This is a genomic window from Lentzea sp. DG1S-22, from assembly GCF_036321065.1.
Lineage (GTDB): Bacteria > Actinomycetota > Actinomycetes > Mycobacteriales > Pseudonocardiaceae > Lentzea > Lentzea jiangxiensis.
The window spans coordinates 916791-932473 of the sequence record NZ_CP143276.1 but is presented as its reverse complement, the minus strand read 5'-3'; the positions used below and the strand labels follow the sequence as shown (position 1 = coordinate 932473).

The following is a 15683-nucleotide window of genomic DNA, read 5'->3' as shown; positions in this document are numbered from 1 at the left end:
CCCATCGGAGAAAGGAACACCCATGGACGCGTTCACCGACTTCGCCGTGGTGATGAACCACGAGGAGCAGTACTCGATCTGGCCGACCGAGCTGGACGTGCCGGCTGGCTGGCACACGGTCGGCAAGAGCGGCCCGCAGCAGGAGTGCCTCGACTACATCGACGAGGTGTGGACCGACATCCGCCCGCTGAGCCTGCGCACCGCGCTGGGGGTCTGACATGACCGCCACCACCGACGTCGAGGCCGTGGTCGCCGCTGTCTGGGCCGACGTGCTCGGCGTCGAGCGGGTCGCGCCGACCGACGGGTTCTTCGCACTGGGCGGCTACTCGCAGCAGGCGGTGCGCACCGTGCACCTGCTGCGGGACCGCCTGGGCGTGGCCGTCACCCTGCGCGACCTGATGTCGGCGGCCACGCTCGCCGACTTCACCGCCGCCGTGCGGGCCCGTGCCGAGGCGGGCGCGCCCGCCCGGCCGGTGGTGCGCCTGACCGGCCGGCGCGGCACGCGATGACCACCGCCGTCGCCCGCCCGGTCGTCCTGGACGACTGGTCCTACCTGCCCTGTCCGCGAGGGCCGGGGGCCCGGCGCCTGGTGTGCTTCCCGCACGCGGGCGGCGACGTCGGCACGTTCGCGGAACTGGCCGCCTCGGTCGGACCGGACGTCGAGGTGCTCGCCGTCCGGCTGCCCGGCAGGGGCGGGCGCTTCACCCACCCGCTGCCGGGGACGTTCGCCGAGCTGACGTCCGCGGTCGCCGCGGGCATCGGCCCCCGGCTCGGCCCCGGCGCGGTGTTCTACGGCCAGAGCTTCGGCGCCCTGCTCGCCTACGAGGTGGCGGTGGCGCTGGGGCGCGGCGGGCCGGCGGCGGTCGTGGCCGCCTCGGCCCCCGCCCCGGCCGACTGGGAACGCACCGTCCTCCCGGTCGCGGCGGACCCGGCCGCCGGGGCGGAGCGGTTGCTCGCCGAGTGCGGGCTGACCGTGCCCGACGACGACGCGGTCCGCGCCCTGGTGCTGGCCGTGCTGCGCGCCGACATCGCCGTCGGCGCGACCTACCGGCACCGGCCGGGCCCACCCGCCCGGTTCGCCGTCCACGCCCTGGCGGGCGCCGCCGACCCCGGCGCGAGCCCGCCGCAGACGTGGGCGGGCAGCACCACGGGCCCGTTCACCTCCGCGGTGCTGCCGGGCGGGCACCTGCTCGTCGCACCCGGCGACCGCGGACCGGCCGACCTCCTCCGAACCCTCTGCCTGGGAGCGCGCAGTGACCACCACGACCGTTGACCTGACCGACGCCCGCCTCTGGGCGGACCCCGGCACCGGCGCGCTCGTCGACGACCTGCGCGCTCTCGCGCCGGTGCAGCTCACCCACACCGCCGAGGACGGTCCGGTGTGGTCGGTGCTGTCCTACGAGCACGCCTCGGCCGTGCTCACCGACGCCGCCACCTACACCTCCGCCGGCGGCTCCCTGCTCGGCACCGGCGGCTCACCCGCCGGAGCCGGGAAGATGATGGCGCTGACCGACGGCAAGCACCACCGCGAGCTGCGTGCGCCGCTGCTGCCGTTCTTCTCCCCCAAGGGCGTGCGCGGCAGCACCGAGCGCATCAACGACCTCGCCGCGCAGGTGGTCGCCGACGCGGTGGCCCGCGGTCAGGTCGACCTCGTCGAGGTCATGGCCACGGTGCCACTGGTCGTCATGTGCGACGTCCTCGACATCCCCGAGGCCGACCGGGACATGGTCGTGTCGGTGTGCGACGCGGCGTTCCTCGGCACCACGCCGCAGGACCGCAGGGCCGCCCACCAGCGACTGCTGCCCTACCTGTTCGACCAGGCGATGCGGCGCCGGACGGCCCCGGCCGACGATCTGATCAGCGTCCTCGCCACCCACCGGGTGAAGGGAAGGCCGCTGCCGATCGAGGACGTCGTCCTCAACCTGGACAACATCATCGTCGGTGGCGTGCAGACCGTCCGGCACACCGCGGCGATGAGCATCATGGCGCTGCTGGACAACCCCGCGGAGTTCCAGCGGCTGCGCGAGGGCGCCGTCGACGTCGACTCCGCCACCGACGAACTGCTGCGCTACACCTCCGTCGGCCTGCACGTGCTGCGCACCGCCACCCGGGACACCCGGCTCGGCGGGGCCGACGTCCGCGCCGGCGACAAGGTCGCGGTGTGGACGTGGGCCGCCGACCACGACCCGGCCGCCTTCGACGCCCCGCACGAGCTGCGGCTGGACCGCTCGCCCAACCGGCACCTGGCGCTGGGCGTCGGCCCGCACTACTGCATCGGCGCGCCGCTGGCCAAGGCCGAGCTCGGCGCCGTCTACCGGGCGCTGCTGGACCAGGTCGCCGAGATCGAGGTGACCGGGGAGCCGGTGCACAACCAGTCGATCATCAACTTCGGCTTCGACCACCTGCCCGTCACCCTGCACGCGCGCTGAGAGAGGTCCTTCCCATGTCCCAGACGACTGTCAGCGACGCACGCCCGTCCCCACGCAGAAGGCCTCCCTGGTCCCGCGTCGGAGTCGTGCTGGGCGGCCAGGGCGTGTCGCTGATCGGCGACCAGGTGTTCTTCATCGCCGCGGTGTGGGCGGCCGCGCAGATGGGCGGGACCACCGCCGTCACCCTGGTCACCCTGGCCGAGTCGGTGCCCCGCGCGCTGGCGATGATCTTCGGCGGGGTGCTGTGCGACGCGCTGGGACCGCGGGTCGTGCTGCTGCGCACCACCTCCGTGCGGATCGCGGTGCTCGCCGTCGCCACGGTGATCGCGCTGACCTCGCCGTCGGTGTGGCTGCTCGTGGTCGTGGCCGCGCTGGAAGGCGCGTTGCTGGGCCTGGGCACCCCGTCGTTCGGCACGCTCATGCCGCGCATGGTGGACGGCGAGCAGCTCGGCCGGGCGAACTCCGTGCGCACCATGGTGGCCCGGTTCGCGCCGATCGTCGGCTCACCGTTCGGTGCGTGGCTCGTGGCCGAGGGACAGCTCCCGGTCGCCTTGGGCGTGGTGACGGTCGGCTGCGTGGTCGCGCTGCTGTGCCTGGCACCGGTCACGAAGGAGATCTCCGCCCCCACCGGCGCGCCCAGCGGGGTGCCGATGTGGAAGCGCACCGGCGACGGGCTGAAGCTGCTGCGCTCCGACCGCAAGCTGCGCCTGCTGTTCCTCTCCGCGCTGTGCCTGGACTTCGCCTTCGCCTGGCCGATGAACCCCGGCCTGCCGGTGCTGGTGATCGACCGCGGCTGGGCTGTCTCCGCCGTCGGTCTGGTGATCGCCTGCTGGGCGGGCGGCGCGCTGGCCGGAGCCGGCATCAGTGCCGTCGTCGGCGAACGCGTACCGCTCTCGATCCGGTTGGTGGGCAGCGGCATCGGCATCGGCGTGCTGCTGGTGGGCATGGTGCTCGCCCCGTCCCTGGCGGTGATGGCCGTGTTGTCGGCGGCCCTCGGCGTCTGCTCCGGGCTCAACGGGCCCGCGGCCGTCACGCTCTACCAGAAGGCCGCCCCGGCCGACCGGCTCGGCACCGCCATGGCGATGCTCGCGCTGGCGGGCATCGGCTGCGCCCCCTTCGCCTACGCCCTCTCCGGCGCCCTCGCCGGCCTCACCTCGCCCGAGCTCGCCTGGGCGGTCACCGCGCTGGTCGCGTTCGGCGGGCCGATCACGGCCGCCCGCGCGCTGCGGATCCCGTCCGCCTAGAAAGGAAAGCCCTGCCATGTCCGCACTGTCGTTCGGCCAGCAACGGTTGTGGTTCCTCGACCAGCTCGACGGTCCCGGTTCCGCCTACAACGTCCCGGTCGCCCTGCGGCTGCGCGGACCACTGGACATCACCGCCCTGCGCGCCGCCGTCGCGGACGTGGCGAACCGGCACGAGGTGCTGCGCACGGTCATCCCCGTCGTGGACGGGACGCCGGGGCACCTCGTCGTGGAGGACGCGAGGCCGCCGTTCGAGGTCGTCGACGCCGAGCTGCCCGCGGCGCTGGTCGCGGCGGCGACGCGGCCGTTCGACCTCGCGACCGAGATCCCGTTGCGCACCACGCTGTTCCGGGTCGCGCCCGACGAGCACGTGCTGCTGGTGCTGCTGCACCACATCGCGGCCGACGGCGGCTCGTTCGGTCCGCTGCTGCGCGACCTCGACGCCGCCTACACCGCCCGTGCGGCGGGCACCGCCCCGGACTGGGAGCCGCTGGAGGTCCAGTACGGCGACTTCGCCCTGTGGCAGCGGGAGGTCCTCGGAGCCGAGGACGACCCGGGCAGCCTGCTCGCCGAGCAGCTGGCGTACTGGGAGGACGCGCTCGCCGGTCTTCCCGAGCGGATCGCGCTGCCCGCCGGCGGACGCGGCACCGGGGCCGGGATCGTCGAGGTGGAGCTGCCGGCGGCGCTCCGCGCACGGCTGGCCGACGCGACCCGTGCGGCGGGCTGCACCCCGTTCGTCGGCCTGCAGGCGGCGATCAGCGCCGTGCTCGGCCTGAACGGCGCCGGGCCGGACGTCGTGCTGGGCACGCCGGTCTCGGGCCGGCAGGACCCCGCGCTGGACGACCTGGTCGGTTTCTTCGGCAACACCCTCGCGCTGCGCACCGACCTCTCCGGCGACCCCGGCTTCGCCGAGCTGCTGCGCCGGGCCAGGGAGACCGCGTTCGACGCCTACGCGCACCAGGACGTGCCGTTCGAACGGGTCGTCGAACGGCTCGGCGTGGACCGCGGTTCCCGAGCGCACCCGGTCTACCAGGTCATGATCGTGCTCCAGGAGGACTCGGCCCCGCCACGGCTGGGCGGGCTCGACGTCGCCGTGGAACCGCTCGACCTCGCCGCGGCCAAGCTCGACCTGAGCGTGGTGTTCGCCCACCGCGCCGACGGCGGCATGGACTGCCAGCTCGAGTACGCCGCCGACCGGCTCGACCGCGCCTTCGTCGCGCACCTCGGCGAGACGCTGGTCCGGTTGCTCGACCTCGCACTGTCCACTCCGGACGTTCCGCTGTCCCGGCTGGGCCTGCCCACCGCACCCGCCCCGGCGCACGAGAACGCGCCGGAACAGGTCGAGGAAGAGGCACCGGTCCGCCGGGAACCGCGCGACGAACGCGAACGCATCCTTTGTGGACTGTTCGCCGACGTGCTCGGCCTGGAGTCGGTAGGCGTCCACGACGGGTTCTTCGCCCTGGGCGGGCATTCCCTGCTCGCGACGCGACTGATCAGCCGCGTCCGCGCGGCGCTGGGTGCCGAACTGGGCCTGCGCGCCTTCTTCCGCGCGCCCACCGTCGCCGGGGTCGCCGCCGCTCTCGACAAGGCCTCGGGCGCGGTCCACCCGCCGCTGGCGGCCCGCCCGCGCCCGGAGGTGGTGCCGCTCTCGCCGGCCCAGCAGGGCCTGTGGTTCCTCGCGGGCGTGCGCGGCCAGGACCGCGCCTACACGATCCCGCTGACCCTGCACCTCACCAGGCGCGTCGACGTGCCCGCCCTCGCCGCCGCCCTGCGCGACGTCGTCACCCGCCACGAGAGCCTGCGCACGGTGTTCCCCGCCGTCGACGGACAGCCGCGCCAGCACGTCCTCGCGGAGTTCGGCGACGTGCTCACCTCGCACCGCTGCTCCGCCGGCGACCTCGACCGCCTCGTCGACGAGGCCGCGAGCGCCTCGTTCGACCTCGCCACCGACCTCCCGCTGCGCGCCACCCTGCTGTCCACGTGCGACACCGGGTCGGTGCTCGTGCTGGCCCTGCACCACATCGCGGGCGACGGCGTGTCGAGCGGCCCGCTGCTGCGCGACCTGGGCACCGCCTACGAGGCGAGGCTGGCCGGCCGCGAGCCCGGCTGGGCACCGTTGCCGGTGCAGTACGCCGACTACACGCTCTGGCAGCGGGAACTGGACCTCGACAGCCGCGTGGAGCACTGGAAGACGGTGCTGGACGGCCTGCCCGAGGAGCTGTCCCTGCCCTACGACCGGTCCCGCCCGGCGGACCCCACCCACGCCAAGGACGCCGTCACCGCCCGCGTCGAGGCCGGCACCCACGCCGCCCTCACCGACTTGGCGCGCGCCAACCAGGCCACGCTGTTCATGGTCGTGCACGCCGCCCTCGCCGCCGCGCTGACCCGCATGGGCGCGGGCACCGACGTCGTCGTCGGCACGCCCGTCGCGGGCCGCCCGGACGAGGTCCTGGACGACCTGGTCGGGTTCTTCGTCAACTCGCTGGTGCTGCGCGTGGACACCGGCGGCGGGCCCGCGTTCACCGACCTGCTGGCCCGCGTCCGCGACGTCGACCTGGCCGCCTACGCCGCCGCCGACGTGCCCTTCGACCGGTTGGTGAAGGAGCTCAACCCGCCGCGCGTGCTCGCCCGCCACCCGCTGTTCCAGGTGGCGCTGTCGCTGACCGGCGGCGAGGGGGACGGTCCCCGCCTGGCCGGGCTCGACGTGCGCCTCGCCGACGGCACGCAGGGCAACGCCAAGTTCGACCTCACCCTGACCGTGGACGAGAAGCCCCGCGCCGGAGGCCTGGACTGCACGCTCGAGTTCAGCACCGACCTGTTCGACCCGGCCACCGCGCGCCGCCTGCTCACCGCCCTCACCCTGGTCCTGGACGCCGTCGCCGCCGACCCCGGCCGGGCCGTCGACCGCCTGCCCGTGCTCTCCCCCGCCGACAGCGCGCTGGTGCTGCACGAGTGGAACGACACCGGCACGCCCTTCCCGGACTCGACCGTGCACGCCCTGTTCTCCGCCCGCGCCGCCGCCCACCCGGACGCCGTCGCGCTGATCACCGACCACGCCGAGATCAGTTACGGCGAACTGGACGAGCGGTCGAACCGCGTCGCCCGCCACCTGCGCGACTGCGGTGTGCGGCGCGGGGACGTCGTCGGCATCGCGCTGGACCGCGGGGTCGACCTCGTCGCCGCCGTGCTCGGCGCGTTCAAGGCGGGCGCCGCCTACACGGTGCTCGACCCGGCGTTGCCCGCCGACCGCGTCCGCGAGATCAGCGCCGACGCCGGCGTCGGTGAAACCCTCACACCGCAACGGTTGGCGGAGGCCGCCGGGCTGTCCGCCGCGCCAGTCGAGGTCTTCGGCGCGCCCACCGACGCGGCCTGCGTCATGTTCACCTCGGGCTCCACCGGGCGACCCAAGGGCATCCTGGGCTCGCACCGCTCGATCGTGGCCAGCCTGCTGTCGCAGTCGTTCCTGGACTTCGGCCCGGAGCAGGTCTGGCTGCAGTGCTCGCCCGCGTCGTGGGACGCCTTCGTGCTGGAGCTGTTCTCACCGCTGCTGACCGGAGCCGCCTGCGTGCTGCACCCCGGCTCGCGGCCCGAACCCGCCATCGTCGCCCGGCTCATCCCCCGGCACGGCGTCACGACCGCCTACCTGTCGGCCAGCCTGCTCAACCACCTCGTCGACGAGCACCCGGACGTCTTCGCCGGGCTGCACCAGGTGATGACCGGCGGTGAGGCCGCCTCCACCCGCCACGTCGGCGAACTGCTGCGCCGCCACCCGCACGTGCGCCTGGTCAACGGCTACGGCCCGGTGGAGAACATGATCATCGGCACGAGCCACGCCGTGGCACCGGCCGACGCGCTCGGCCGGTCGGTGCCGATCGGACGCTCCCTCGCCAACAAGCGCACCCACGTGCTCGACGCGGCCCTCCAGCCGGTGCCGCCCGGCGTGGTCGGCGAGGTGTACCTGTCCGGCCTCGGTCTCGCCGAGGGCTACCTCGGCCAGTCCGGGCTCACCGCGGGCCGGTTCGTCACCAGCCCGTTCGACGGCCCCGGCGAGCGCATGTACCGCACGGGCGACCTGGGCCGCTGGAGCGCCGACGGCGTGCTGGAGTACGTCGGCCGCACCGACGACCAGGTCAAGATCCGCGGCTTCCGGGTGGAGCCGGGCGAGGTCGGCGCGGTGCTCACCCGCCACCCCGCCGTCGCCCAGGCCGCCGTCGTCGTCCGCGAGGACCGGCCCGGCGACAAGCGCTTGGTCGCCTACCTGGTGGCCTCGGACGGCACCGCCGAGGTGCGCGCGCTCGACACCGCCGGGGAGGGCGCGCCCGGCACTGCTGCGGCCCACACGTCCGGCGCCGACGGAGCCCGCGCGCTCGACGTCGCCGCTGTTCGCCGGCACGCCGCCGCCGCGTTGCCCGACTACCTCGTGCCCGGCGCGTTCGTCGTGCTCGACGCGTTGCCGCTCACGCCCAACGGCAAGCTCGACCGCCGTGCCCTGCCCGCCCCGTCGGCCGAGGCGCCGGCCGACCAGGCCCGGCCGCGCACGGCGCGGGAGGAGATCCTCTGCGGTCTCTTCGCCGACCTGCTCGGCGTCGACGGCGTCGGGGCGCGCGACAGCTTCTTCGACCTCGGCGGCCACTCGCTGCTGGCCGCCAAGCTCATCGCCCGCGTCCGCACCACGTTCGAGGTGGAGCTCGCGCTGGCCGACCTCTTCGCCGACCCCACCGTCGAGGGCGTCGCCGCGGCCGTCGACCGCGCAGCGGGCAGGCCCGTCCGCCCGCCGCTGGTCGCCGGGCCCCGGCCGGGGGTGCTGCCCCTGTCGCCCGCCCAGTCCCGGCTGTGGTTCCTCAACCGGCTGGAGAACCAGGGCGCGGGCTACGCCGTCCCGTACGCGCTGCGTCTGACCGGTGCGCTGGACCTCGTGGCGCTCGAGGCGGCCCTGCACGACGTGGTGGGCAGGCACGAGGCGTTGCGCACCGTCTTCCCCGAGGTCGACGGCACCCCGTGCCAGGTCGTCCTCGACGGCTGGCGGCCCGTGCTGGACGTCGTCGGCCTCGCACCGGCGGACCTCGACACCGCGCTCGCCGACGCCGCCCGCGAGGAGTTCGACCTGGCCGTCGAAGCGCCCGTGCGCACCACGTTGTTCGCCGTCGGCCCGGACGAGCACGTGCTGCTCCTGCTGCTGCACCACATCGCCGTCGACGGCGCGTCCCTCGGGCCGCTGGTGCGGGACCTGCGCACCGCCTACGCCGCACGGCTGGCGGGCGCCGAGCCCGGCTGGGCGCCGCTGCCCGTGCAGTACGCCGACTACACCCTGTGGCAGCGCGACCTGCTCGACTCGCTGCTCACCGGCCAGGTCGAGCACTGGCGCGGCGCGCTCGCGGGCCTGCCCGACGAGCTGGCGCTGCCCACCGACCGCCCCCGCCCCGCGGTCGCCACCCACCGGGGCGGCACGGTGCCCGTCGAGATCGGCGCCGCCCTGCAAGCCCGGCTGCTGGAGCTCGCCCGGGAGCACCGGGTGACGCTGTTCATGGTCCTGCAGGCCGCGCTCGCCACCCTGCTCACGCGCCTCGGCGCGGGCACCGACGTCCCGATCGGCACCCCGGTCGCCGGTCGCGCGGACCGCGCGCTCGACGACGTCGTGGGGTTCTTCGTCAACACCCTCGTGCTGCGCGTCGACACCGCGGGCGACCCCGCGTTCACCGACCTGCTCGCCAGGGTCCGGGAGACCGACCTGCGCGCGTTCGAGCACCAGGACCTGCCGTTCGAACGGCTCGTGCAGGAGCTGAACCCGGCCCGCTCCCTGGCCAGGCACCCGCTGTTCCAGGTGTCGCTGGTGCTGCAGAACACCGGCCAGGCCGACCTGTCCCTGCCGGGCCTGGCGGTCGCCGAGCACGAGATCGGCGCGCAGAGCGTCAAGTTCGACCTGGGCCTGGGCTTCGCCGAGAACCCCGCCGGCGGGCTGGACGGCTCCCTGGCCTACTCCGCCGACCTGTTCGACGCCGGCACCGCCCGCGGCCTCGCCGACCGGTTCGTCCGCGTGCTGGCCGCCGTCGCCGCCGATCCCGGCCTGCGCACCCGCGAGATCGACGTCCTCGACCCGGCCGAGCGCGCGGTGATCCTCCGCGACTGGAACGACACCGACGCCGACGTGCCCGCCACGACCCTGCCCGCCCTCTTCTCCGCCCAGGTCGCCCGGACCCCGCACGCCCCCGCCGTCGAGTTCGACGGCACCGGTCTGACCTACGCCGAACTGGACGACCGCGCCACCGCGCTGGCCCGTGCCCTGCACCGCGCGGGTGCCGCCCCCGGCCGCACGGTCGGTGTGGCGCTGCCGAGGTCGCTGGAGCTGATCGTCGCGCTGTACGCCGTGCACAAGACGGGCGCGGCCTACCTGCCCGTCGACCCCGGCTACCCGGCCGACCGGGTGGCGCACATGGTGGCCGACGCCGACCCGGTGCTCGTCCTGACGCCGGAGTCGCTGGCCGCCCTTCCCGCGGTCGCCGAGGACGTCGCGCTGCCGTCGGCGACCCCGGACGACGCGGCGTACGTCATCTACACCTCGGGTTCGACCGGCAAGCCCAAGGGCGTGGTCGTCCCCCACTCCGGCATCGTGAACCGCCTGCTGTGGATGCAGGACCGCTACCGCCTCACCCCGGCGGACCGCGTCCTGCAGAAGACGCCGTCGAGCTTCGACGTGTCGGTGTGGGAGTTCTTCTGGCCGTTGATCACGGGCGCGGTCCTGGTCGTGGCCAGGCCCGAGGGCCACAAGGACCCCGCCTACCTGGCCGACCTGGTCGAGGACGCGGGCGTCACCGTCGCCCACTTCGTCCCGTCGATGCTGGAGGTCTTCACCGCCTCCGTCGCGCCGGGCCGCTGTCCCGGCCTGCGCCAGGTCGTCTGCAGCGGCGAGGCTCTGCCCACCCCGCTGGCCGAGCGCTTCACCGCGGGCTTCGCCGCCCACCTCGACAACCTCTACGGCCCCACCGAGGCGTCCGTGGACGTGACCTGGCAACGGTTCGGGCACGACGCGACGCCGTCGGTCCCCATCGGCCGCCCGGTGTGGAACACGCAGGTCTACGTCCTCGACCCGGCCCTGTCCCCGGTGCCCGCCGGCGCGACCGGTGAGCTCTACCTCTCCGGCACCCAGCTGGCCACCGGCTACCTCAACCGCCCCGCCACGACCGGCCAGCGGTTCGTCCCCCACCCCCACCGGCCGGGCGAGCGGATGTACCGCACCGGTGACCTGGTCCGCTGGCACGACGGCGGCGTGCTGGAGTACCTGGGCCGCACCGACGACCAGGTCAAGATCCGCGGTGTCCGGATCGAGCTGGGCGAGGTCGCCGCCGCCGTCTCCGCGCACCCGTCGGTGGTCCAGGCGGCCGCGGTGGTCCGCGAGGACCGTCCCGGCGACAAGCGCCTGGTCGTCTACGCGGTCCCCTCGGCGGACCTCGACCCGGTGGCGGTGCGCGAGTTCGCGGCGCGGTCGCTGCCCGAGGCCATGGTCCCGGCGGCCGTCGTCACGGTGCCGGAACTGCCCCTGAGCCCGTCGGGCAAGCTCGATCGCAGGGCCCTGCCCGCCCCCGACTTCACCCGCAAGCCCACCCGTGCGCCGCGCGACCACCGCGAACGCGTTCTCTGCGCCCTGTTCGCCGACGTCCTCGGCCTCGACTCCGTCGGTGTCGACGACGACTTCTTCGACCTGGGCGGCCACTCGTTGCTCGCCACCCGCCTCGTCGACCGCGTCCGCCGTGCCCTGGGGGTGCGCGCCACGATCCGTTCCGTCTTCGACGCCCCCACCCCCGCGGGACTGGCCACGCGCCTGGAGGAGGCCGGCACCGATCCCCTCAACGTCCTGCTCCCGTTGCGCTCCACCGGTTCCAGGGCACCGCTGTTCTGCGTCCACCCCGCCGCCGGCATCGGCTGGGTCTACTCAGGACTGCTCCGCCACCTCGACGACCGCCCCGTCCACGCCCTGCAGTCCCGCGCCCTCACCGAACCGTGGAACGGCACCCTGGACGAGATGGTCAAGGACTACGTGGCCGAGATCCGCGCCGTCCAGCCCGAAGGCCCCTACCACCTGCTGGGCTGGTCCTTCGGCGCCCAGGTCGCCCACGCCGTCGCCACCCGCCTCCAGGCGGAGAACGCGGAGGTCGCGTTCCTCGCGCTCCTGGACGGCTACCCCGGCAACCCCGCCTCCCCCTCCGCCGACGTCGACCCCACCGCGGACCTGCTGGCCTCCCTGGGCCGCACCTCCCTCGACGACCTGGTCCCCGTCCTCGGTGCCCGCGCCGTGGCCGCCCTCCCGGCCGTCTTCGCCCACAACCGCCACCTCTCCGACACTCACACCCCCACGATCCCCTACCGCGGCGACGCCCTGTTCTTCCTGGCCACCGAGGGCCGCACCGACTCCTCACCCCACCCCGACGCGTGGACGCCGCACCTGACCGGCACCCTCCACGTCCACCCCGTCGCCACCACCCACGGCGACATGACCCACCCGGTACCGATGGCCGAGATCGCCGGCACGATCGCGGGCCACCTCACCGGCTGACCCACCGGCCCGGCCCGTCACCCGACGGGCCGGGCCGGGCTCGACGGGTGGGGAGTTGCACCTGACGCAGCGGCATGTGCTGTCCTTCGAGGTACCCCAGCTCGAAAGGCACCGCCCGCGATGCACCTCTCGTTCACGCCTCCCCGCCACGTCAAGATCGGCGACGCCGCCGCCTTCGCCGGCACCACCCCGCGCGCCGTGCGCCACTACCACCAGATCGGCCTGCTCCCGGAGCCCGAGCGGGGCGCGGACGGCCGTCGCCGCTACGGCCACGACGACATGATCCGGCTGCTGTGGATCCGCAAGATGGCGGAGACCGGCATCAGGCTCGACGACATGCGGGCCGCGTTCGACGGCAGCCACGACGTCGAGGATAACCTGGACCGCCTGGAGGAGGCGCTCGCCGCCCGGGAAGCCGCCATCCGACGCCAGCGAGCGGCCGTCCAGCGCCTGCGCGCGGTGGGCAGCCCGCTGGGCCTGCTCTCGGACCTGGTGGCGGACCGGCTCCGCCACCTGCCTCCCGGAGCGCTGCGTCCGTCCGATGTGGACGCGCTGATGGTCACGGAGCGGATCTTCGGCGCGCGGGCCGCCGCGGTCCAGGCGGGTGTGTTCGTCGTGCTGGCCACCCACCCCGGGCTCCGGGCCGAGGACGACCGCCTCGACGCGGCCGAAGCCGCCCTGGACGACGGCGTCGCACCCGACGACCCGCGCGTCGACGAACTGGCCGCCCAGCGCTTCGCCCACCACAAAGCACTGGAGCGGGCCATCGAGGCCGCCGGGCCGGCCGCCGCCGACGAGGAGCTGTTCGCGCTCGACGACGACGGGGAGCAGGACGGGGAGATGAGCGCCTACGAAGCGTTCACCAAGATGCCGTACGACTTCTCCCCCGCCCGGATGCGCTGCGTCGAGCTCGCGGGCCGGCTCATGGGGCAGGACCTCGCCGACGGCTGACGCCCGTGCGGTGGTGCACCGTCCGCGCCAGGCCGCCTCACGCACCGCTGCCCGGCCTCGCCAGAAGTCGCGCAGGTACCTGGAGAACTCGGCCGGCACGGCCGACAGGTCCCACCTCGGGAGGTTGTCCTCGCCGGTGCACACCAGGAGTTCGTGGAGGACCCTCGACATCGGCCCGGGGTGCTCGTGCCAGTCGTCCCTGTCGTTGCAGGCGACCCTCCACGTGTCGGGGTCCTCGGAGTCGGTGACCCACCAGAACGAGCCGCCCGAGTCGTTGTGCCCCCACAGGAACAGCCCGCCCGGCTCGGGGAAGATCCGATGTGGCACGCCGTTCAGGTAGCCGTTGCCTTCGTCCGCGTAGATCTCCACCATCTCGGTGTTGTTACGCCTGAAATCCGCCAGCTCCACGGCGTTCTCCACCGGGTTCGGCACCTCCACGCACTCGCGGAAGCCGCCGGAGGGGAACCGTTCCATCAAGGCCCGGTAGTCCGACGGGAACCGCACACCGAACTCGCGCTCCACGGTGTCCCAGGTCAGTTCCGGCCGGAACTCACCGGCGTCCTGACCGACCAGACGGACGATATCGTCCACATAGGACAGATGTGTTGTCACGTTCGAACCCCCATTCGCTCGTGACTCCCACCGCAGCAACGCCCGGACACGGCGAACCGGTGACCGCTCCGAGGAGCGGTCACCGGAAAGCCGAGCCGACTTCGTCAGCGCACCCGGATCTCGGCGACGTCGAGCGGGCTCGAGCCGTACCACCAGACCCGGAACTCCAGGCTGTTGTCGGCCGAGGCGACCGTGATCGGGATCCCCGCCGGTGGCACCACCGCCTGCGCCGAGGTGAGCAGCAGGACGGCGGCGCTCGCGGCCGCGATCCGTTTCGAGAGCTTCTTCTTCACGTCACCCTCCGGGAGCTGGCAACAAGATGACCGAGGGCCTGGCGCACAGCGAAGCGCGCCGCGCACTCGAATTGGCGCGGCAACTGCACTTCCGGGCACCCGACCCGGTCAACTCACGCCGCCTCGCCGCGGTGACCGAGCGGGTCGGGACGCCGTGAACCGGTGACGCGGGTGAGCCCTGTCCGGTGCACCCAGTGGATCGCCGTGCGCGTCGGCGAGCTTGTCGCGCCTTGGAACCTGAGACCCCCGCGTGCAGCACGGCGGAAGTGAGCCGCGCCGTTTCCTGTTGCGCGAGGAAACGGGCAACGCCTTCCTCCAGTCGTCGCCACCGCGACCGCAGGAGGACTAGTTCCGCGCACCCGCCTCCACGTACGGCAGAAGACCGGGTCCGGGCTCGGGCTGGACGTCGTGCGCCGTCATCAGCTCTCCACAGCAGTCGCACGCCAGCGCGACCCGTGCCTCGCCGGTGCACTCGCGGTGCCGGTAGCGCACCGGCGGACCGTCCGGTGCCATGTGGGCGTCGCCCCAGTCCTTGATCGCCATCAGGACCGGGTAGAGGCCGTGCCCCTTGCGGGTGAGCCGGTACTCGACGTGGTCCCGGTCGTCGGCCTGCCTCCGCACCAGGATCTCGTGGTCCACCAGCCTGCCGAGCCGGTCCTGCAGGCGGCTGCGCGGGATCCCGAGGTTGCTCTGGAACGCGTTGAACCGCCGCACCCCCGCGAACGCCTCCTTCAGGACCAGCAGCGTCCACCGGTCTCCCAGCACCACCAGCGGGCGGGTGATCGAGCAGGGCAGGTCGGCGAGCTGTTCGTACCGCATGCGCGGAAGCCTACCGAAGGTGGTCTCTTTTCGAGACTGGTTCGTGCTAGCGTCGGGCCCGGACCGAGACCGCGTTGGAGGTTCCCGTGAGCACGGCCACCGTCACGTCCCCAGACCTGCACGAGGCGCTGAACCGCCTGCTCGCCGAGCGGTGGACCTGCCGGCAGTTCCTGCCCGAGCAGGTCCCGAGGGACACCATCGAGCAGATGCTCACCCTCGCTCAGCGCACCCCGTCGTGGTGCAACACCCAGCCGTGGCAGGTGATCGTCACCGAAGGCGCCGCGACGGACAGGTTGCGCACCCGGCTGCTCGACCACCTGCGGACCAATCCCGGCCAGCCGGACTTCCCCTTCCCCGCGCAGTACACGGGCGCCTACCAGGAACGCCGGCGCGAGTGCGGCAAGCAGCTCTACACGAGCCTCGGCATCGAACGCGGCGATCACGAGGGCGCCGCACGGCAGATGCTGCGCAACTTCGAGTTCTTCGGCGCACCGCACGTCGCGATCATCACCACCGAAGCCGACCTCGGCGTCTACGGAGCGATCGACTGCGGGCTCTACCTCAACTCGTTCCTGCTCGCCGCCCAGAGCCTCGGTCTCGGCGCGGCACCCCAGGCCGCGCTCGCGGGGTACTCCGGCTTCCTGCGCGAGCACTTCGGGCTCCCGGACTCCCGCCGCGTCGTCGTCGGGGTCTCGTTCGGCCACCCCGACACGACGCACCCGGCCAACGGCTTCCGCACCAGCCGCGCGGACACCGCGGGTGCCGTCACGTGGCACTCCGCCTGATGCCT

11 protein-coding genes are annotated in these 15683 nt (G+C 73.9%); 9 read left to right on the top strand and 2 right to left on the bottom strand.

The features are described from left to right. Positions 1-22: 22 nt before the first annotated feature. The 7 genes from V1227_RS04260 to V1227_RS04230 all read left to right on the top strand — a co-directional run bounded on the left by V1227_RS04260 (position 23) and on the right by V1227_RS04230 (position 13169). Complete coding sequence (locus V1227_RS04260) at positions 23-217, top strand: MbtH family protein (RefSeq protein ID WP_090096553.1); 195 nt, start codon at positions 23-25, stop codon at positions 215-217. Position 218: 1 nt separating this feature from the next. Continuing rightward, complete coding sequence (locus V1227_RS04255) at positions 219-509, top strand: phosphopantetheine-binding protein (RefSeq protein WP_329791138.1); 291 nt, start codon at positions 219-221, stop codon at positions 507-509. Further along, positions 506-1273: a thioesterase II family protein gene (locus V1227_RS04250; RefSeq protein ID WP_329791137.1), complete on the top strand. Its 768-nt coding sequence runs from the start codon at positions 506-508 to the stop codon at positions 1271-1273. Before V1227_RS04255 ends, V1227_RS04250 begins: the two co-directional genes overlap by 4 nt. Beyond that, positions 1254-2429, top strand: a complete 1176-nt coding sequence (locus tag V1227_RS04245) for a cytochrome P450 (protein ID WP_329791136.1) — start codon at positions 1254-1256, stop codon at positions 2427-2429. The genes V1227_RS04250 and V1227_RS04245 overlap by 20 nt, the downstream gene beginning before the upstream one ends. Positions 2430-2443: 14 nt before the next feature. Further along, a complete protein-coding gene (locus V1227_RS04240; protein WP_329791135.1) occupies positions 2444-3673 on the top strand; it encodes an MFS transporter in 1230 nt (409 codons plus the stop codon). 16 nt (positions 3674-3689) lie between these two features. Next, positions 3690-12218 (top strand): non-ribosomal peptide synthetase, encoded by an 8529-nt coding sequence (locus V1227_RS04235; protein ID WP_329791134.1) that lies wholly within the window; start codon positions 3690-3692, stop codon positions 12216-12218. A 120-nt stretch (positions 12219-12338) separates the two neighbouring features. Further along, positions 12339-13169, top strand: a complete 831-nt coding sequence (locus V1227_RS04230; protein ID WP_329791133.1) for a MerR family transcriptional regulator — start codon at positions 12339-12341, stop codon at positions 13167-13169. 716 nt (positions 13170-13885) lie between these two features. On the opposite strand, the gene V1227_RS04225 is transcribed toward V1227_RS04230, so the two are convergent. After that, positions 13886-14074, bottom strand: coding sequence for a hypothetical protein (locus V1227_RS04225; RefSeq protein WP_329791132.1), 189 nt, complete (start codon positions 14072-14074; stop codon positions 13886-13888). 26 nt (positions 14075-14100) lie between these two features. Between V1227_RS04225 and V1227_RS04220 the strand changes: the two genes are divergently transcribed. After that, positions 14101-14232, top strand: a complete 132-nt coding sequence (locus V1227_RS04220) for a hypothetical protein (protein WP_329791131.1) — start codon at positions 14101-14103, stop codon at positions 14230-14232. 187 nt (positions 14233-14419) lie between these two features. Here V1227_RS04220 and V1227_RS04215 read toward each other — a convergent pair whose 3' ends face one another. Next, entirely contained in the window at positions 14420-14893 is a 474-nt protein-coding gene (locus tag V1227_RS04215) for a winged helix-turn-helix transcriptional regulator (RefSeq protein WP_329791130.1), read from the bottom strand. An 86-nt stretch (positions 14894-14979) separates the two neighbouring features. Between V1227_RS04215 and V1227_RS04210 the strand changes: the two genes are divergently transcribed. After that, positions 14980-15678 (top strand): nitroreductase family protein, encoded by a 699-nt coding sequence (locus V1227_RS04210; RefSeq protein ID WP_329791129.1) that lies wholly within the window; start codon positions 14980-14982, stop codon positions 15676-15678. The last annotated feature ends 5 nt before the right edge of the window (positions 15679-15683 follow it).